Below are 19,513 nucleotides of genomic sequence, written 5' to 3' on the forward strand. Positions count from 1 at the left end.
CCTCAATTGCATACAAAGATCGGTATTTGCATATAAATTACGCAGAAAATTCTTGTCGCTCATGGCGCGAGGCGGCTCAGAACGACCTTTGAAGAGCGTCCCGCTGCAGCGGCACCATCGTTGTCGTTCCCGGGCGATGCGCAGCATCGAGCCCGGAATGACGGTGCGCCTCAGAGCGATCAGCCGGGCCAGATCAGCTCCTGCAATTCGACCAGATCCTCCGCCTGCTCCTGCCAGCCCTCGATACAGATGTGGCTGTTGAGGTCGCTGGCACGGTGCAACAGCATCAGGGCCATCAGGCGACGCTTCAGCGCATAGTCGGGCTTCGGATGGCCGAAGCCTTCGAGCAGATTCTTCACCCGACCCGGCCGGCCCGCCGCCATGAAGGCGCTGGGGCCGAGCAGATCGTAGTCGCGCCATCCCGCCAGGACGTCGCCGAAGTCGAACAGGCCGGCGAGCGACCATTGGCCGTCATCGCAGGCGAGCAGAAAATTCTCAGGGATGTATTCGCCGATCAGGATCACCGGCGGCGCATCCATCGGGATCAGCTGTTCCGCGTCGCGCAGGAGGTCGTCGAGGCCGGAGAGGAATTTTGGCGCGAGACCGAGACGCGTATGCCGCGCCCTGCAGCCCTGCATCTGCCGGCGCATGAAATCGTCCCAGCGCGGCTCGATCCTACCGAGCGCACCGAGCGGCGCGCGCTGCACAGCGGCGATGGTTTCGCCGATCTGGCGCAGCAGGCGCTCCTTCTGGTCTTCCGGCAGATGCGGCCAGACCTCGGAGCCGAGCGTGCCGGCAAGGCGCGTGATGATCAGGTAGGGCCAGCCGTCGCGCATCCCCTCCGCGGCGATCTCGGGGATCGGCAGATGCAGCCGGCCGTTGAGCTGCGTCAGCGAGCCGCGCTCCGAGACGAATTGTGCGCGCAGCAGCGGCGGGAAGATTTTCAAGATCAGCGTGTCGCCAAGTCCGACCACGAGATTGGTGCCGGTCGCAAAGACATGCGGCGCGTCGGCGTCGAAGCCGTGGCTGCGCGCGATGTCGAGCGCGATGGGCAGCCATCGCGAGGAATCGTAGCGAAAGGCGCGGAAGCTTTCCGCGTCGGTGAGGTGGGGCAGCGTCATCGACATCGGCGCACTCGATGCATTTGAGTCGTCATGCCCGGGCTTGTCCCGCCTGCGCGGCCGAAGCCGCTTCGGCGAGGCGAAGGCCCGGGCATCCACGATCTTCGGGCTGTGGCTGAGGCGTGGATGCCGGGACAAGCCCGGTCATGACGCTGTGGAAAGATCTTGCCCCTTTTACGCTGAGCCTACCGCTCCGGGCTGGCCCGCTCGAACTGTCGGAGGATCTTGTTGCCGCGCTCGACGGCGGAGTTGAGCGCTGCTTGCGCGCTCTTCTGGCCGGAAAAGGCCTGCTCCAGCTCGTCCTCGATCGCGCCGCGGATCAGCACGAAGGAGCCGAGCCGGATGCCCTTGGAGTTCTCCGTCGGCGGATTGAGCGTGATCTCCTCGAACGAGATCGCCGAGCCCGGATTGCGCTCGTAGAAGCCCTGCGAGCGCGTCAGCTCGAAGGCGGCGCGGGTTACGGGCAGATAGCCGGTGTTCTGATGCCAGGCGGCCTGCACGCCGGGCTGCGACAGATAGGCGAAGAAGCGCGCCACGCCCTTGTACTCCTCGCGCGGGCGGTCGCGCAGCACCCAGAGCGTGGCGCCGCCGATGATCGAATTCTGCGGCGCGCCCTTCATGTCTGGCCAGTACGGCATCATGCCGTAGCCGATCTCGAATTTCGAATTCGCTCTTATGTCGGCACGCGTCGCCGAGGAGCCGATGAAGATGCCGCATTCGCCCTTCTGGAAGCGTGGCTCGGCCGATTGGCCGCGGCCGCTATAGTCGAACAGCTTGGTCTTCTGCCACTCGCTGAGCGCGGCGATGTGATGCACCAGCGACGGATTGTTGATGGTCAATTCCGCATCAAGGCCGCCAAAGCCGTTCGCCCGCGTCGCCACGGGCAGATTGTGGAAGGCGGAGAAATTCTCGACATGGATCCAGGACGGCCAGGACGTGGTGAAGCCGCACGGCGCGCCGCGCTCGCGCAGGCGTTTTGCCGCGGCGCCCAGCTCCGGCCAGGTCTTCGGCGGCACCTCCGGATCGAGGCCGGCGTCGCGGAACATGGTCTTGTTGTAATAGAGGATCGGCGTCGAGGAATTGAACGGGAACGACAACAGATTGCCGGCCGCATCGGTGTAGTAGCCGGAGACGGCGGGAAGGTAGTCGCTGAGCGAGAACGGCTCGCCCTGGTCCCGCATCAGGCTGAACACCGGATAGATCGCGCCCTTGGCCGCGGTCATGGTGGCGGTCGCGACCTCGTTGACCTGGACGATGGCGGGCTGGCTGCGCGAGCGGAAGGCGAAGATCGCCGCCGTCACCGTCTCGGTGTAATTGCCCTTGTAAGTCGGCACGATCCGGTAGTCGGATTGCGAAGCATTGAAGTCGGCGGCGAGCTTGTCGAGCTGCCGGCCGAGTTCGCCAGACATCGCGTGCCACCACGCGATCTCGGTTGCTGCCTGTGCTTTCGAGACGAATGTGAGGGCCGCGAGGGCGGCAACGATCGGCAAAAGGCGCAAGGCTGAAATCACGATGGCTCTTCCCATCTGGCGCGGCTCAACGGCGACCGTCCCTGCTTAAGGTGCGGACCTTGCGGTTTCAACCGAGAATGCGCGCCGCCCGCGCTGCACAATCGGTCCCGGGCTCGCGGCGGGATGGCCTTCCCTTAACCATTTGCTAGATTGCGTTGAACCTTTTCCTTCCGCCATAGACTCCACCACTGAGGGGTTGAGTGTGCCAGTGCTGAGCCGTGCCGAACTCTCGCGGACCGGGGTGATCTTCGTCGCGCTTTTGCTTGCCGTCTTTGCGACGGACGCCGGCGCACGCGAATTTCGCGCCGCCGACACCCAGACCGAAAACTATCCGACCGTCCAGGCGCTGCGCTACATGGGCGCCCTGATCGCCGAACGCACCGGCGGCCGACACGAGATCAAGGTGTTCCACTCCCGCCAGCTCGGTGAGGAAAAGGAGACCATCGAGCAAACCCGGGCCGGCGCGATCGACCTCAACCGGACCAACGTCGCCCTGATCGGCAATTTCGTCCCGGCGATGAACGTGCTGGCAATGCCGTTCCTGTTCCGGTCCATCGAGCACATGCAGAAAGTGCTGGACGGGCCGATCGGCAGCGAGATCCTCGGCAGCTTCGAGCCCTATGGTTTCGTCGGGCTCGCCTTCTACGATTCCGGCGCGCGCTCGATCTACAACGGGCTCCGTCCGGTCAGGAACGTCGCGGACCTCAAGGGATTGCGGATCCGGGTGCAGCAGTCGGAGTTGATGAGCCAGATGATGCGCTCGCTCGGCGCCGAGCCGGTCGAGCTGCCTTACGGGCAGGTGCTCACCGGGCTTGCCAACCATCTGATCGACGGCGCCGAAAACAACTGGCCATCCTTCGTGACCACAGACCATTACAAGCATGCCGGCCATTACACCCTCACCGAGCACACGATGAGCCCGGAGGTGCTGGTGATCTCCCTGAAGGCCTGGAACAGCCTCTCGGCGGAGGAGCAGACGATCTTCAAGGAGGCCGCGCAGCGCTCCAGCCATTTCATGCGCGAGAAATGGCGCGACCTCGAGGAGCAGTCGCAGCGCAAGGCGAGCGCGGCCGGCGTTACCATCACCAAGGACATCGATCGCAAGCCGTTCGAGGAGGCCATGGCTCCGATCTATGCCAAGGCCGCGCGCGATCCGGCGGCGGCCGCGCTGATCGAACGCATTCGCAAGGTGGAGTAGGTCCAGTTGATCGCAGCCGGACATAGCGAGCACGCGGACAGGCCGGCCGGCCCGCTCGGGCGACTGCGCGCGCGGCTCGTCGGCGTGCTGCGCGCGGTGCCGATCCGCTGGCGCATCCTGTCGATCGCGGCGCTGAACTCCGCCGTGGTGGTGGTGCTGGTCGCCATGATCTGGAACGGCGCCCATGTGCTGGGCTCGGCCTGGGACGACGTGCGCCAGGTGCGCGAATCCGACCGGATCCTGGCGCTCTTGGAAAGCGAGACCGGGCGGCTGCAGAACCTGATCCACCGCTACATCAACCAGCCGAGCCCCGACCTGTTCGCCGAGATCCTCCTGCTGCGCGAGGCGGTGCTGGGAACGCTGACCAACCGCGCCACCAAGGACCCGATGCTGTCGGGCTCGGTCGAGGAGCTCGAGCGCACCACCGACCGCTTCCTCAACGGCTTCGGCGAGTTGCGCAGCGTGCAGGCCACCATCGCCAAGACCTATGAGGAGGAAGTGCAGGGCCCGGCCAGGGACATGGCGGGCCTCTACTCCATCATCGAAGGCGCCACCGGCCATCGCGACGCGCTGATCTGGCCCTCGCTCGGCAAATCCCGCGAGGCTTTCACCGCGATGCTGGTCGCGGCCAATTCGTACTATCTGTCGCAGTCGGCGGGCGCGGCCGACGACGCCCGGCGCCACACCGAGACGATCGAGAAGACCATCCCCGTGATGATCGATCTCGCCGACAACGATCTCCAGAGGATGGCCTTGCGGCGCCTCGGCGCCCGCACTTCTGCGCTGCGCGTGGGTTTTGCCAAGCTCTCCGAGCAATTGGCGAGCCGCACGGAGCTGTTGCGCAACACCATCGACGCCAGCCAGGCCGAGGCGATCGGCGCCATCGACGATCTCTCGACCAAGATGCGCCAGCGCGAGCAGAAGGCGCAGGAGACCTTCGACCGCACGCTGGCCGACATTTCCCGCCGCGTGCTGTCGATCGCGGTGATTTTCCTCGGCATCATCCTCACCGCCGGCGTGATGATCGCGCTGTCGATCCGCCTGCCGCTGCAGCAGATCATGACCGCGATGCGCGCGATCACGCTCGGCGATCTCGACCGCGAGGTGCAGGGCACCAAGGCACGCGACGAGGTCGGCGCGATGGCACGGGCTGTCGAGGTGTTCCGCGAGAACGCGATCGCAAAGCGCGAGACCGAGGACGAGCTGCGTGCGTCGAAGGAGAAGGCCGAGAGCGCGCTGCTCGAGCTCAACGCCGCGCAGCAGAACCTGATCGATGCCGAGCGGCTCGCCGCGCTCGGCGGCCTCGTTGCCGGCGTCGCGCACGAGGTCAACAACCCGATCGGCATCAGCCTGACGGTGGCCTCGAGCTTCGCCCGGCGCACCGAGATCTTCGAGGCCCAGCTCAAGGGCGATGGCGGCCTGCGGCGCTCGCAGCTGGAGGAGTTCGTGCAGTCCTCGCGCGACGCCTCGCAGCAGCTCGTCGCCAACCTCACCCGCGCCGGCGAGCTGATCCAGTCGTTCAAGCAGGTCGCGGTCGACCGCTCCCATGCCGAGCGGCGGCAGTTCAGCTTAAGCGAGGCCACCGACCAGATCATCGCCAGCCTGCGTCCGGTGCTGAAGCGCTCGCCGATCACGCTCCAGGTCGACGTGCCCGAAGGGCTGCTGCTGGACGGCTATCCCGGCTCCTACGGCCAGATCCTGACCAATCTGTTCCTCAATGCCGCCAACCACGCCTTCGCCGACGGCCGCGCCGGCACGATCGCGATCTCGGCCCGGCCCCGCGGGACTGACGACATCGAGATCAGCTTCGCCGACGACGGGGCCGGCATGACCCCGGACGTGCAGCGCCAGGCCTTTGACCCATTCTTTACCACCCGGCGCAATGAAGGTGGCACGGGACTCGGCCTTCATATCGTCTATAACCTCGTGACCCAGCAGCTGGGCGGCCGCATGATGCTGGAATCCAAGCTGGGACAAGGCACTACTTTTCGCATTATCATGCCCCGCATCGCCAAGGGCGGCGCGCAAAGCACAGAAAGTGACGGGACTTCTCAATGGCCGAACAGGACGATGTCCTCCACCTGATCGACGATACCGGTACCGCGTCGGAGGATGCCAACGCCCGGAAATGGAAGATCGCCGTCATCGACGACGATCCGGCCGTGCATGACGGCACCCGCTTTGCTCTCTCGGATTACAGCCTGAACGGCCAGAGCCTGGAGATCCTGTCGGCCTATTCCGCGGCCGAAGGTCGCAAGCTGATGGCCGAGCACAAGGACATCGCCGCGGTGCTGCTCGACGTCATCATGGAGACCGACGTCGCCGGTCTCGAGCTCGTCGAGTTCATCCGCAACGAGATCAAGAACGAGACCGTCCGCATCATCCTGCGCACCGGCCAGCCCGGCCAGGCGCCGGAGCGGCGCGTGATCGTGCAGTACGACATCAACGACTACAAGGCCAAGACCGAGCTCACCGCCGACAAACTCTTCACCTCGCTGACGGCGGCGCTGCGCTCCTACCAGCAGCTCGAGCGCATGGTGCAGACGCGGCGCGGGCTGGAGATCATCATCGACGCGGCCTCGACGCTGTACGACTTCAAGTCGATGCAGCGGCTCGCCGAGGGCGTGCTGACCCAGCTCGCCTCGCTGCTCAACGTCGACTGCGCCGGGATCCTGGTGCTGCGCGACAATGGCGGCATCGATCCCGAGCTCTCGGTGCTCGCCGGCAGCGGCTGCTACAGCCGCTTCATCGGCACCACCACGTCGAAGGCACTCGATCCCGATCTGCGGGCGATGGTGGAGGCGGCATTCCAGCGCCGCAAGAACGAATTCGCCGACCACCGCAGCGTGATCTATTTGCGCACCGGATCCGGCCGCGAGGTCGTGGTGCTGCTGCAGGCCGAGCGCGAGCTGTCCGAGACCGACCGCTCGCTGGTCGAGATCTTCTCCTCGAGGCTTTCGATCGCGTTCGACAACGTCATCCTCTACCAGCAGCTCCAGGACGCCAACGCGCAGCTGGAGGACCGCGTCGCCCAGCGCACCCGCGCCTTGATGCAGGCCAACCGCCGCCTGTCCGCGCAATGGCTGCGGCTGCAGCGCGCCAACGGCTTCAAGAACGAGATTCTGGGCACCGTCGCGCACGATTTGAAGAATCCGCTCGGCGTCATCCTCGGCCGCACCGAGATGCTGAAGGAGCTGATCTCGACCGGCGCTTCGGAAAGCGGCGTGGTCGCCCAGGTCGACCACATCCGCGACGCCACCAAGCGGCTGACCACGATGGTCGATCATCTGATCTCGGACGCGATGGCCGATGCCTTCGACATCACCATCCGCCGCGAGCCGGTCGACGTCGCCGCCCTGGTCAAAGAGGTCGCCGACGCCAACCAGCCGCTCGCGGTCAACAAGCAGCAGACGATCAGCGTCACCGCGCCGCCCAACATCGTCACCATGTGCGACACCGACCGCATCCGCGAGGCGATCGACAACCTCATCAGCAATGCCATCAAATACTCGCCGATGGGCGGCAAGATCGGCGTGGCCGTGAGCCATGAGGGCAGCGAAACCATCGTCCGCGTCAGCGACGAGGGCGCCGGCCTGTCGCCGGAGGATCTCGGCCGCCTGTTCGGCCGGTTCCAGCGGCTGTCGGCAAAGCCGACCGCCGGCGAGAGCTCGACGGGGCTTGGGTTGTCCATCGTCAAGCGTATTATCGACATGCATGGCGGCGAGGTGACCGCCGACAGCGACGGCCCCGGCAAGGGCTCGACCTTCACCATCACCCTCCCCGCGACCGAAATGCCGACCTAGTGCCATGACCCAAAGCCAGCACATCATGATCGTCGACGACGAGGCCCCGGCCCGGGAAATGGTCGGGGATTACCTCAAGATGCACGGCTTCACCGTGACGCTGTGCGACGGCGGCAAGAGCTTGCGCGCCGCGATCGACGGCAGCATGCCCGACCTCGTCGTGCTCGACCTCAACATGCCCGAGGAAGACGGCCTCTCGATCATCCGCGACCTCAAGAGCCGCATCAACGTGCCCGTGATCATGCTGACGGCGACCGCAAGCCCGATCGACCGCGTCGTCGGGCTTGAGCTTGGCGCCGACGATTACGTGGCAAAACCGTGCGAGCTGCGCGAGCTGATGGCGCGCATCCGTTCGGTGCTGCGGCGGAGCGCGCCGGCCAAGGCGGCCGCGCCGGAGGCCGCCGCTGCGAAATCCGACAAGGACCAATTGGTGCGCTTCGGCACCAAATGGCTCGATCTGGAAGCGCAGGCCTTGCGCGACGACGAGGGCAACGAGCATCCGCTGACCGCGTCCGAGTTCGGGCTGCTCAAAGTGTTCGCGGCCAATCCGAAGCGCGTGCTGTCGCGCGAGCGCCTGCTGGAGCTTGCGAATGCGCGCGACGCCGAAGCCTTCGACCGCGCCGTGGACCTGCGCATCATGCGCATCCGCCGCAAGATCGAGCCCGATCCGGCAAAGCCCGCCGTAATCCGCACCATCCGCGGCGGCGGCTATCTGTTCTCGCCGGCGGGCGAGAAGGCGTAAGGCGCGCGGCACGGGCTCGCTTGGCGCCCCGGAACGACAGCGGTGTATGTGGGCGCGACCGAACGCAAGAGCTGGAAAAACGTTCCAGCCCCGCCAAATCTGCACCCCCGCATCTTCCGTACATTGAAATTCCTCGCCTTTTTGCCCCGACTGTTTCGTCGCGGCGATTCCGACGAAACAATTTGGCGGCGCACGAAACCATTTTCTCCTTTTCGTGCAGACATCCCGAAACGTTGGCTCATTAACACTTCGGCTCAAGGAAACGCCGCTCGGTTGCGGCGCTACGGGGAGCCAAGTCCATGCCGAACGTCATCGCCATCAACGCCCAGGCCAGCCAGAGCATCATTGCCGCTCAGGCGACTTCGGACGACATGCTTCTCGAAAGCATTGCGGGCGGCAACAGGACGTCCATGCACATCCTTTACTGCCGGCACAATGTGCGGGTGTACCGCTTCATCCTGCGCATCGTGCGTGACGCCACCACGGCGGAAGACCTGGTCAGCCAGGTGTTCCTGGACGTGTGGCGGACCGCCGGCCAGTTCCAGGGCCGCTCCCAGGTCTCGACTTGGCTGCTCTCGATCGCCCGCTTCAAGGCCCTGACCGCGATGCGCCAGCGCCGCTTCGAGGACATCGACCAGGAGGACGTGCGCCAGATTCCCGACGATGCGGAGACGCCCGAGACCTCGCTCGACCGCACCGACACCAGCGCCATCTTGCGCGCCTGTGTGCAGAAGCTCTCGCCTGCCCATCGCGAGATCATCAACCTCGTCTACTACCACGAGAAGTCGGTGGAAGAGGTCGGCCAGATCATCGGGATCCCCCAGAGCACGGTGAAGACCCGGATGTTCTACGCCCGCAAGCAACTGGCCGAATTGCTTAAGGGCTGCGGCGTCGAGCGTTTCGCCGCCTGATCTCAATGAATTCAACGGGATAGGGTCGGCACTCTGACCCTTTCCCCGGACACGGAAGTGTTACCGCCGACGAAACAATTGAAACAAAGCACAACATCAGGCGGAAAAACTTCCCCTCTATAAAGCTCACATACGGTTTCGTTAAACCTCCCAAGGACCTCCAGCGACCCGGATGGGATGCCCCCCTCCGGGTCGTTTTGTGTTTGACAGCCGAAATGCTCGTCGGCGCGGCCGAGCACGACCGCGTCACGAAGCCGTGACGCCGGGTAACGAGCCCCGCCTTCCTTTCGAAATGCCCTCGTGACCTCCTTCACGAGTGCCTCATGCTCGAACTCTTCTTCGCCGTCCTCGCCGGTGTTCTCACCATCGCCGCACCCTGCACGCTGCCGATGCTGCCGATCCTGCTGGGTGCCTCGATCGGGCGCGCAGGGCATTTGCGCCCTGCGATGATCGCGCTCGGCTTCGTCATCTCGTTCTCCGCGACCGCGCTGCTGCTCGGCGCGATCACGCGCCTGTTCGATTTCGATCCGAACGTGCTGCGCGAAGCGGCCGCGATCCTGCTGCTCGGCTTCGGCCTGCTGATGCTGTGGCCGGCGCCGTTCGAATTTCTGTCCATCCGGCTCAATGGCTGGCTCGACCTCGGCAATTCCAGCGCCACTCAGCGCGAGGGCGCGCTCGGCGGTCTCATCCTCGGCACCACGCTCGGCCTGGTCTGGACGCCTTGCGCCGGCCCCGTGCTCGGCTCGATCCTGACGCTGGTTGCGACCTCGAAGAACCTGTCATGGGCTGGCACGCTGCTGGTCGCCTACGCCATCGGCGCGGCGATCCCGATGCTGGCGATCGCCTATGGCGGACAGGCGGCGACCACGCGGGTGCGCAGCCTCGCCCGCATCTCGCCGCGGCTGCAGCAGGGCTTTGGCGTCGTCGTGATCGCCTTCGCCGCCGCCGCCTATTTCCAATACGACACGCTGATCGTGGCGTGGCTCACCGGCTTCTATCCCACCGGCCAGATCGGCCTGTGATCATCGATCCATTTCACCGGAGGACGCTTGCATGACTTTCAAACTGCTCACCGTGGCCGCCGCCTTGATCGGCTTCACCGTCACCGGCGCCGTCATCCCCGGCATCTGCGACGAGGTGTCCCGCGCAACACCGCTACGCGTCGCGGCCGCGAGCCAGGAGAGCGCGCCCGACTTCACCGGCATCAACAATTGGTTCAACTCGAAGCCGCTGAGCATGACCGATCTGCGCGGCAAGGTCGTGCTAGTCGATTTCTGGACCTATGGCTGCGTCAACTGCGTCAATACGCTGCCGCACGTCACCGAGCTCTACGCCAAGTACAAGGACAAAGGTCTGGTCGTGGTCGGCGTGCACACGCCGGAATTCCCGTTCGAGCGCTCCGCCTCGAATGTGCAAGCCGCGCTGAAACGCCACGGCATCACCTATCCGGTGGCGCAGGACAATGAGTCCAAGACCTGGAACGCCTACCGCAACCGTTACTGGCCGGCGCAATATATCGTCGACCAGAGCGGCAAGATCGTGTTCCAGCACGAAGGCGAAGGCAGTTACGACCAGATCGACCGCACCGTGGCGCGGCTGCTCAACGTGAGCAGCTGACGGGCGCGCCGACGCTACGCAGCCGCTTCGTCTGTCGCGCTTGTTGCTTGACTCCACGGACCCATCCGTGGAGTTTCGCAGGCGACGGAATCAGCCGCCCGCGATGGACGACGCGACCACCAGCACCGACATCCGCCTTCGTGAAGGCTCCTCGATTGCGCAGCGGCTGATTGTGGCCGGCTGCGCGGCCGCGGTTGCGCTATGCTTCACGCCGGGCCTGTTCACGCGCGACACCCTGGAAATCATCATCTCGGTAGTGGCGCTGCTGGTGGGGGCGGGATTCGTCGTCGGCATCATGATGGCGCCGGCGGTGGTGTGGATCATCACACCGAACGAGATCCTGATCGGGCAACAGCGTCCGTTCGGAAAGCTCCGCACACGGGTCGTCCCTAAGGATGACATCAGCGGCTTACAGGTTCCCGGCAGCAAGCGCGTGAAAGCCCGTTTCCAGCTCGCCTTCACGCTGGCCTCCGGGGAACGCCTGACCTCTCCGCCGATCTCCGACGTCACCCATGTGCGCGACACCGTGGCCCGGATCGCCGCGCAATTCGGCGTTGCCAATTTCGAGGCACCCCGCAATCCGCTCGACGCCAGCAATCCGGAGATGCATCTCGGCGAACCGCTCGAGCCGTTTCCCGCGCGCGACATCCGCATCCTTGCGCTGATCGCCGTCGCATTGTGTGCCCTCCCCTATGCCTACAAGCTGTGGCGTGGGCTGCCGCCGAGCCATGTCGAGATCCTGCTGCTGCCGGTCGGCGTGATCGCCGCGTTCGCCGTGTACAGATATGCCAATCTCGTCACCGGCGCCTTCTGGATCATCCGGCAAGGAGATATCCGCGTCGAACGCCTGTGGGGCGACGGCACGCCGCGCGCGGATCATATCGAAGGGCCCGACGTGAAGTCGATCACGGTCGAGCGCCGCGGCCGGTCCGAGGACGAGCACTGCATCGTCGTGATCCGGCTGCACTCCGGAAAGCGGTTTCGCAGCCCCCGCATCGGCTCGCGGGTCGAAGCCCGCGCCGTGGCAGCTGAGATCGTGCGGCGGCTGGGGATCGCGGCGGAGAGCAATAAGATCTAGCTCTTTCTCCTGCGGCCATCCTTCGAGACGCCCGCCTGCGGCGGGCCCTCAGGATGAGGACGGAGCGTGTGGCGACTACCTCGACGATTACCGATGGGCCTTAGCCTCATCCTGAGGAGACCGCGGAGCGGTCATCTCGAAGGACGAGGCGCGTGCTCCGGCGCCGCCGAGAGGTCCTATACGATCCAGTTTCGCGCAACCAATAGGGAGGAGCGCACCCACCATGCGGCCCGCACCTGTGCTTTTCGCGCCATCCCCCGTTTCCGGCATTGCCGGGAGCGCGTCAAAAAACCAAAGCATTCTCGTGACATACCAGAGCGGCGCGCCATCAACTTGCCATGAACTTGCCCCTCAGGTTTGATGGTTCCTGATTGATTTGCGCTGTGGCAGCGGGGAGAGCTTTACATGACGGATTTTCGTCGCCTGACCGGGATGTTTCTGGCCGCGATCGGCCTGACCCTGTCCACACCGCAGGTCTTCGCGCAGCAGCCTGATCGCGGCGACGAGCCGGGCCTGATCGCCGATGACGGCTACCAGCTCGAGCCGGAATGGAAGAAGCAGGTGGTCTATTTCCGCACCACCGAGCCGCCCGGCACGATCATCGTCTCGACCGCCGAACGTCATCTCTATCTGGTGCAGCCGGGCGGGCGCGCGATCCGTTATGGCATCGGCGTCGGCCGCGACGGCTTCCAGTGGCAGGGGCTCGTGACCATCACCAACAAGAAGGAATGGCCGGACTGGACGCCGCCGCCGGAGATGATCCAGCGCCAGCCCTATCTGCCGCGCTTCATGGCCGGCGGCCCCGGCAATCCGCTCGGCGCCCGCGCCATGTATCTCGGCACCACCGTTTACCGCATCCACGGCACCAACCGTCCTGATACGATCGGCACCAAGGTCTCCTCGGGCTGCTTCCGCCTCGTCAACGCCGACGTCGCCGATCTCTACGATCGCGTGCCTGTTGGCACCAAGGTGGTCATCCGGCAGAAGCCGGAGCTGTAAAGCCCCCCTCCCTTCGACCACCTCCCTTTCTTTTCCCGATTTTTCGAGAGAGCAACATGATGCGCACTTTTCGTGGCGGCCTGCTGATCGGGCTCGCCGTCGCCGTGCTGGTCGCCGTTTCGGCCATCATTTACGAATTCTACGACACCCGCACGCTGAAGCGCACGGTGCGCCGCGGCGAGGTGCTCTGCGGGGTCAACAAGGGCCTGCCGGGCTTCTCGATCCCCGACGACAAGGGCAACTGGACCGGCTTCGACGTCGATTTCTGCCGCGCGGTGGCTGCGGCGATCTTCAACGACCCCGGCAAGGCGAAGTTCGTCGCGCTCGACGCCAATGAGCGTTTCAAGGAGCTGCAGAGCCGCAAGGTGGACATCCTCTCGCGCAACACGACCTGGAGCATGGCGCGCGAGCTCGACTACGACCTGTATTTTCCGGCGGTGGCCTATTACGACGGCGTCGGCTTCATGGTGCCGCGTTCGCGCAACAAGGAGACCTCACTGGACCTGGCCGACAGCAAGGTCTGTGTCCAGACCGGGACCACGACGACGCTCAACGTCGTCGATTACTTCCGCCTCAACAACATGAAGTATGAAGAGGTGAAGTTCGACAAGCTCGACGATGTCGTGAAGGCCTACGACAGCGGCAAGTGCGATACGCTGTCGGCCGACGTCTCCCAGCTCTATGCGCTGCGGCTGAACCTGTCGAAGCCCGGTGACCACATGATCCTGCCGGACATGATCTCCAAGGAGCCGCTTGCCCCGGTCGTGCGTCAGCGCGACGACGACTGGATGATGATCGTGAAGTGGACGCTCTACGCCATGATCAACGCCGAAGAGCTCGGCGTCACATCGGAGAACATCGACGAGGCCCTGAAGTCGAAGAAGCCGGAAGTGATGCGCCTCGTCGGCACCGAAGGCCGTTACGGCGAGCAGCTCGGCCTCACCAAGGACTGGGCCGCGCGCATCATCCGCCACGTCGGCAATTACGGCGAGATGTACGACCGCAACATCGGCGAGAAGTCGAAGCTGAAGATCCCCCGCGGCATGAACCAGTTGTGGAATGCGGGTGGCGTGCAGTACGCGCCGCCGATGCGGTGAGGCGACGGTCCACCCGCCGTCAGTGCGAGCGCAGGCTCACGCTACAGTCTCCATCGTCTTGCCCGGGCTTGTCCCGCCGCGCGGCCGAAGCCGCTTCGGCGAGGCGAAGGCCCGGGCATCCACGTTTTGCAGCACCTGAGAACGTGGATGGCCGGGACGAGCCCGGCCATGACGGCTCACGTGGCTGCTGTGCCCTCTCTGCCGCTTCGCCTCAATACCCCCGTGCCCGTGCCAGCTGCTCGGTGTGGTAGTTGGCATCGCCGAACAGCTCCTCGCATACCCGCGCGCGCTTCATGAAGAAGCCGATGTCGAACTGGTCGGTCATGCCCATGCCGCCGTGCATCTGCACGCCTTCCTGCACCGCGCGCGTGGCGGTGGTGCCGGCGCGGGCCTTTGCGACGGCGACGCTCGATGCGGCCTTGGCGACGTCGGCATCGAGCGCCTGCAGCGCCTTCATGGTGGCGGCGCGGGTGATCTCGATGTCGACATAGAGCTCGGCGGCGCGGTGCTGCAGCGCCTGGAATTCGCCGATCAGCTTGCCGAACTGCTTGCGGCTCTTCAGGTACTCGACGGTGCGGTTGAAGACCTCGTCGCTGAGGCCGACCATCTCGGACGCCACCGCGCCGCGGCCGATGTCGAGCACGCCGTCGAGCAGGCCGGCGGCCTGATCGACCTCGCCGAGCACGCTGTCGGCATTGACCTCGACATTGGCGAATTCGATCCGCGCCGCATTGTGGGCGTCGACCATGATGGTGCGCTCGATCGCAACGCCCTTCGCCTTGGGATCGACCAGGAACAGCGTCAGGCCTTCGCGCTCACCGGCAGAGCCGGCGGTGCGCGCGGCGACGATGAGCAGGTCGGCCACGTGACCATCGACGACAAGCGCCTTGGCGCCGGAGAGCTTGAAACCATTGCCGGCGCGCACGGCCTGCAGGCTGGTCTGCAGCGGGCGATGCTTTGCGCCTTCGTCGATCGCCAGCGTCGCGAGCAGCGAGCCGCTCGCGATCTTCGGCAGGTACTCCGACTTCTGCGCAGCGTTGCCGCCGCGGTTCAGGGCGGAAGCCGCGACCACGCTGGTGCCGAGAAAGGGCGACGGCATCAGCGTGCGGCCGATCTCCTCCATCAGGACACCGGCTTCGACATAGCCGAGGCCGCTGCCGCCGAACTCTTCCGGGACCAAAAGGCCGGCAAAGCCCATCTCGGCGAAGGCGTGCCAGAGTTCTTTCGAGAAGCCGGTGCGATCCTTGCTGTCACGCAAATGGCGCAGATGCGACACCGGCGCCTTGTCGCTGATCAGCCCGCGCGCGCTGTCGCGGAGCATCGATTGTTCTTCGGTGAGGACGAGGGCCATGGTGCAAAGTCTCTAAAGCCGCGTGGAATGATTATTGTTGCTGTCATTCCGGGGCGATGCCCAGCATCGAACCCGGAATCTCGAGGTTCTCAGGTGCGCAACTGCGCACCGTAGTTCGCGCTATCGCGTGCCCCGGAACGACGGTGGAGTTACGCCCCCGGCAGATCCAGGATACGCTTGGCGACGATGCCGAGCATCACCTCGCTCGTGCCGCCCTCGATCGAGTTGGCCTTGGTGCGCAGCCAGGCGCGCGCGCGAGCACCCTGCTTGGAGCGCTCGCTCTCCCATTCCAGCGCATCGACGCCGCCGGCCGACATCAGGATCTCGTGACGGCGCTTGTTGAGCTCGGTGCCGTAATATTTCATCGCCGAGGAGAACGCCGGATGGGCCTGGCCGGCCTTGGCGAGGTCGACCGCACGCTCGGCGCAGGCAGCGAGTGCAGCTTCATCGACGTCGAAGCGCGCGATCTGGCCGCGCAGCATGGTATCATCGAGCTTACCTTGCGGGTCGGTACCGACGGAATCGGCGGCGATCTGGCCGAGCGGCCGGCCGACGCCGCGCTCGCCCATGCCGGAGATCATCGCGCGCTCGTGCTGGAGCAGATATTTTGCGACGTCCCAGCCGCGATTGACCGTGCCGACCACATGCGATTTCGGCACGCGGACGCCGTCGAAGAAGGTTTCGCAGAACGGCGAATAGCCGGAGATCAACAGGATCGGCTTGGTCGAGACGCCCTTCGAGGTCATGTCGAACAGGATGAAGCTGATGCCGTCGTGCTTCTTGGCGGCAGGATCGGTGCGCACGAGGCAGAAGATCCAGTCGGCGTAATTGGCGTAACTCGTCCAGATCTTCTGGCCGGTGATGATGAAGTCGTCGCCGTCGCTCTCGGCGCGGGTCTGGAGCGAAGCGAGATCGGAGCCGGCATTCGGCTCGGAATAGCCCTGGCACCAGCGGATCTCGCCCGCGGCGATCTTCGGCAGATGCTCCTTCTTCTGGGCCTCGTTGCCGTATTTCAACAGCGCCGGCCCTAGCATCCAGATGCCGAAGCTCGACAGCGGAGGACGCGCGCCGATCCTCGCCATCTCCCCGCGCAGCACCTTGTGCTCCGCGGCGCTGAGGCCGCCGCCGCCATATTCCCTAGGCCAATCCGGCACGGTCCAGCCCTTGTCGCGCATGCGCTCGAACCAGATGCGCTGCGGCTCGGACGAGAATTTCGCATTGCGTCCGCCCCAATAGACGTCGGCATCCGACGTGGCGGGCTTGCGCATCTCCGGCGGGCAATTGGCTTCCAGCCAGGCACGCGTCTCGTTGCGGAATGATTCGAGCTCGGCGTTTTCAGTTTCGCTCATGGTCGTTTCCATCACCAAAGTTTGGCGGCGACTCTGGGCCAAGCTCCCGCGGAATTCAACCACTTCCGCGCGCCGCATTCGGTTATAGTCGCCGCGACGACGGTGCTTGAAAACAAAGAGGAAACGACCATGCGCCTGACACTTCTTTCGCCTGGCGAAATGAACGAGAGCCAGCGGCAGACCTATGATGAGTCCATCGCCGGCAAGCGCGGCAAGCCGCCGGCGCCGATGATGGCCTGGCTCAACAGCCCGGAGATGGCGCGTCACGCCACGCGGCTCGGCGAGGTCCTGCGCTTCGACACGATGTTTCCCGCCAAGCTTTCGGAGATCGCGATCCTGGTGACGGCGCGGCACTGGACCGCGCACTACGAATGGTATGCGCATAAGCGCCTCGCGCTCGCCGGCGGCATGGACCCCGGAATCATCGAGGCGATCCGCGAGCGCCGCACGCCCGAGTTCGAGGATCCCAAGGGGAAGATGATCCACGATCTCGCGAAGTCGCTGCATGAGGGCCACGGCGTCGAGAAAGGTCTCTACGACGAGGCCGTAAAGCTGCTCAGCGAGCGCGGCGTGGTCGAGGTGATCGGGCTGTGCGGCTATTACACGCTGGTGTCGATGACGCTGAACACGTTCGAGTTCGGACTTCCCGAGGGAGAAGTGTCGGAGCTGGCCTAGTTTCCCATCCGGAAACGATGGGTTTCGGGATGGGCGATGGCAACGTCGCGGGATCCTCCATATGTGGAGCTCAGCAACGGAGCATTCACATGTCGCAACACCAGCCCGTCCATGCCGGCACCCGAATCGGCCACGTCCATCTCAAGGTCGCCGATCTCGATCGCGCACTCGGCTTCTATTGCGGCGTGCTCGGCTTCGAGCTGATGCAGCGGATGGGCTCGGGCGCGGCCTTCATCGCGGCCGGCGGCTATCATCACCACATCGGGCTCAACACCTGGGAAAGCAAGGGCGGCTCGCCGCCACCGCCCGGCACGACAGGACTATTTCACACCGCGATCCTCTATCCGACGCGGCCGGCGCTGGCGGACGCTCTGCACCGGGTGCTCACGGCGGGCATCGCGCTGGATGGGGCGAGTGATCACGGCGTCAGCGAGGCGCTGTACTTGCGCGACCCGGATCAGAACGGCGTCGAATTGTATTGGGATAAGCCGCGGGAGCAATGGCCGTTCGGGCCGGATGGGAAGCTTGCGATGTTCACGAAGCGGCTGGATGTGGAGGCGTTGTTGAAGCAGCGGGAGGAGTGAGCCGCGCTCTCTCCTCGTCATTGCGAGCGCAGCGAAGCAATCCAGGCTGCCAACCACGGAGACAGTCTGGATTGCTTCGTCGCAAGAGCTCCTCGCAATGACGGAGTGTGCTGAGGCGCCATCGCGACCCTACGAGAGCGTTGCTCGCGGCTTGCCGCGCACCATGATTAGTGCGGCTGCGATCACCTCCAGCGCGATGCAGAGATAGAACGGCAGCGAATAGCCGCCGGACCAATCACGCAAAGCCCCAACGACGCCCGGGCCGAATGCGTAGGTCACCTGGTTGATCGCGGTGTTGAGGCTGATCAGCACGCCGAACGAGGCGCTGTCGAACTCGCGCTGCACGATCAGCGACGGCAGCGTGATGAGGTTGCCGACCGAGAAGCCGAACAGGGCACAGGCGGCGATCAGCACGTAGTCATTGTGCAGATTGATGACGACGAGAAGTGCCACCGCCTGGCTGAGGAACGACAGCGCCGAGGCCAGCCGCTGATTGAGGCGGTCGATCACCAGCGAGAACAGCACCCGGCCGACCACCGCCATTGCCGTCAGCACCGCCACGGCCACGGCTGCAGGCTCGCGGCCGATCACGGGGTCGAGGAACGAGATCAGGTGCACGATGAAGCCGACCTGGGCGAACAGCACCAAGGCAAACGCAATTGTCACCGTCAAGAAACCGACATCCCGCAGCGCCCAGGCGCGGATCTGCGTCGACGATTGCGGCTTCCCCTTCGTCGCCGCGTGCCAGCCGTGAAGATCAGGCGGGCGGCCGACCAAAATGAGGATCACGGGCAGCAATAGCACCAGCATGGCGCCGGCCGTGGCGTACATCGCGCTGGCGAAGCCGATATGGCTGATCAGCATCACCAGCAGCGGCACGCCGACGATGCCGCCGAAACTGGCGCCGTTCAGCGCGAGGCTGATCGCCATGCCGCGCTTGGTGTCGAACCACAGGCTGATCGTGTTGGTGATCATGGCGAGACTGGTGCCGGCCCAGCCGAAGGCGAGTACGGCATTGGCGAGATAGAGCTGCCAGGGCTCGCGCACCGCGCCGATCGCGATCGCGGCCGCGGCCATCGCCAGCGTGCCGGCGATCAGGCTGAGGCGCGGGCCGTACTTCCGCACGGCTTCGCCGACGAACACGACCAGCAGCGCGCCAAACAGGTAGAAGAACGTGGTGCCTGCGGAGATCAGCGAGGTGGGCCAACCCCGGGCGCGCTGGAGCTCGGCGACATAGACGCTCTGCCCGTAGAAGCCGAGCCCCCAGCCGAAGGTCGCCAGCAGGAAGCAGACCGCGACGATGCGCCAGCCTTCATAGCGGAGGGAGGTTTCGTCGATCGTGGAATGTTGAGGATTATCGAGCATGCCGCCTTACTCCGTGATGGCTGGGCATAGCCGTCCGAAGGACGGCGTCGCTTCCGCTCGCCAATGCCCGGGCATCCACGTTCTTCGATCCGCGCGTTCAAGACATGGATGG

At 65.0% G+C, this 19,513-nt stretch carries 17 protein-coding genes; 12 read left to right on the forward strand and 5 right to left on the reverse strand.

Annotated features, from left to right (window positions below; genetic code table 11):
• Window positions 1-179 precede the first annotated feature (179 nt).
• Complete coding sequence (locus LPJ38_RS02350) at window positions 180-1,127, reverse strand: aminoglycoside phosphotransferase family protein (RefSeq protein ID WP_145638607.1); 948 nt, start codon at window positions 1,125-1,127, stop codon at window positions 180-182.
• Window positions 1,128-1,306: 179 nt separating this feature from the next.
• On the reverse strand, window positions 1,307-2,647 hold the full coding sequence (ugpB, locus tag LPJ38_RS02355; RefSeq protein ID WP_145638605.1) for a sn-glycerol-3-phosphate ABC transporter substrate-binding protein UgpB: 1,341 nt from the start codon (window positions 2,645-2,647) through the stop codon (window positions 1,307-1,309).
• Between the two features lie 187 nt (window positions 2,648-2,834).
• Here ugpB and LPJ38_RS02360 point away from each other — a divergent pair, with 187 nt between their 5' ends.
• The 10 genes from LPJ38_RS02360 to LPJ38_RS02405 all read left to right on the forward strand — a co-directional run bounded on the left by LPJ38_RS02360 (window position 2,835) and on the right by LPJ38_RS02405 (window position 14,077).
• On the forward strand, window positions 2,835-3,830 hold the full coding sequence (locus tag LPJ38_RS02360) for a TRAP transporter substrate-binding protein (protein WP_145638604.1): 996 nt from the start codon (window positions 2,835-2,837) through the stop codon (window positions 3,828-3,830).
• Window positions 3,831-3,836: 6 nt separating this feature from the next.
• Window positions 3,837-5,915 (forward strand): sensor histidine kinase, encoded by a 2,079-nt coding sequence (locus LPJ38_RS02365; RefSeq protein ID WP_167520614.1) that lies wholly within the window; start codon window positions 3,837-3,839, stop codon window positions 5,913-5,915.
• Window positions 5,885-7,633, forward strand: coding sequence for an ATP-binding response regulator (locus LPJ38_RS02370; protein WP_145638602.1), 1,749 nt, complete (start codon window positions 5,885-5,887; stop codon window positions 7,631-7,633). Before LPJ38_RS02365 ends, LPJ38_RS02370 begins: the two co-directional genes overlap by 31 nt.
• A gap of 4 nt (window positions 7,634-7,637) precedes the next feature.
• Window positions 7,638-8,375, forward strand: coding sequence for a response regulator (locus LPJ38_RS02375; protein WP_060737349.1), 738 nt, complete (start codon window positions 7,638-7,640; stop codon window positions 8,373-8,375).
• 299 nt (window positions 8,376-8,674) lie between these two features.
• Window positions 8,675-9,286 (forward strand): sigma-70 family RNA polymerase sigma factor, encoded by a 612-nt coding sequence (locus LPJ38_RS02380; RefSeq protein WP_145638599.1) that lies wholly within the window; start codon window positions 8,675-8,677, stop codon window positions 9,284-9,286.
• A gap of 323 nt (window positions 9,287-9,609) precedes the next feature.
• Entirely contained in the window at window positions 9,610-10,308 is a 699-nt protein-coding gene (locus tag LPJ38_RS02385) for a cytochrome c biogenesis CcdA family protein (RefSeq protein ID WP_145638598.1), read from the forward strand.
• Between the two features lie 31 nt (window positions 10,309-10,339).
• Window positions 10,340-10,903: a thioredoxin family protein gene (locus tag LPJ38_RS02390; protein ID WP_145638596.1), complete on the forward strand. Its 564-nt coding sequence runs from the start codon at window positions 10,340-10,342 to the stop codon at window positions 10,901-10,903.
• A gap of 103 nt (window positions 10,904-11,006) precedes the next feature.
• A complete protein-coding gene (locus tag LPJ38_RS02395; protein ID WP_167520613.1) occupies window positions 11,007-11,981 on the forward strand; it encodes a hypothetical protein in 975 nt (324 codons plus the stop codon).
• A 405-nt stretch (window positions 11,982-12,386) separates the two neighbouring features.
• Entirely contained in the window at window positions 12,387-12,980 is a 594-nt protein-coding gene (locus tag LPJ38_RS02400; RefSeq protein ID WP_060737353.1) for a L,D-transpeptidase, read from the forward strand.
• Window positions 12,981-13,039: 59 nt separating this feature from the next.
• Window positions 13,040-14,077, forward strand: coding sequence for an amino acid ABC transporter substrate-binding protein (locus tag LPJ38_RS02405; protein ID WP_145638691.1), 1,038 nt, complete (start codon window positions 13,040-13,042; stop codon window positions 14,075-14,077).
• A gap of 211 nt (window positions 14,078-14,288) precedes the next feature.
• Here LPJ38_RS02405 and LPJ38_RS02410 read toward each other — a convergent pair whose 3' ends face one another.
• Complete coding sequence (locus LPJ38_RS02410) at window positions 14,289-15,428, reverse strand: acyl-CoA dehydrogenase family protein (protein ID WP_145638591.1); 1,140 nt, start codon at window positions 15,426-15,428, stop codon at window positions 14,289-14,291.
• 149 nt (window positions 15,429-15,577) lie between these two features.
• Window positions 15,578-16,777: an acyl-CoA dehydrogenase family protein gene (locus LPJ38_RS02415; protein WP_167520612.1), complete on the reverse strand. Its 1,200-nt coding sequence runs from the start codon at window positions 16,775-16,777 to the stop codon at window positions 15,578-15,580.
• A gap of 129 nt (window positions 16,778-16,906) precedes the next feature.
• On the opposite strand from LPJ38_RS02415, the gene LPJ38_RS02420 reads away from it, so the two are divergent.
• Together LPJ38_RS02420 and LPJ38_RS02425 are read left to right on the forward strand one after the other, a co-directional pair.
• The gene (locus LPJ38_RS02420) at window positions 16,907-17,452 is read left to right on the forward strand and encodes a carboxymuconolactone decarboxylase family protein (protein ID WP_145638588.1); all 546 of its coding nucleotides are present in this window, start codon (window positions 16,907-16,909) and stop codon (window positions 17,450-17,452) included.
• Window positions 17,453-17,541: 89 nt separating this feature from the next.
• Complete coding sequence (locus LPJ38_RS02425; protein WP_145638586.1) at window positions 17,542-18,036, forward strand: VOC family protein; 495 nt, start codon at window positions 17,542-17,544, stop codon at window positions 18,034-18,036.
• Window positions 18,037-18,165: 129 nt separating this feature from the next.
• On the opposite strand, the gene LPJ38_RS02430 is transcribed toward LPJ38_RS02425, so the two are convergent.
• A complete protein-coding gene (locus LPJ38_RS02430; RefSeq protein WP_145638584.1) occupies window positions 18,166-19,401 on the reverse strand; it encodes an MFS transporter in 1,236 nt (411 codons plus the stop codon).
• Between the last annotated feature and the right edge of the window lie 112 nt (window positions 19,402-19,513).

It is taken from the genome of Bradyrhizobium daqingense, assembly GCF_021044685.1.
Taxonomy (GTDB): Bacteria; Pseudomonadota; Alphaproteobacteria; order Rhizobiales; family Xanthobacteraceae; genus Bradyrhizobium; species Bradyrhizobium daqingense.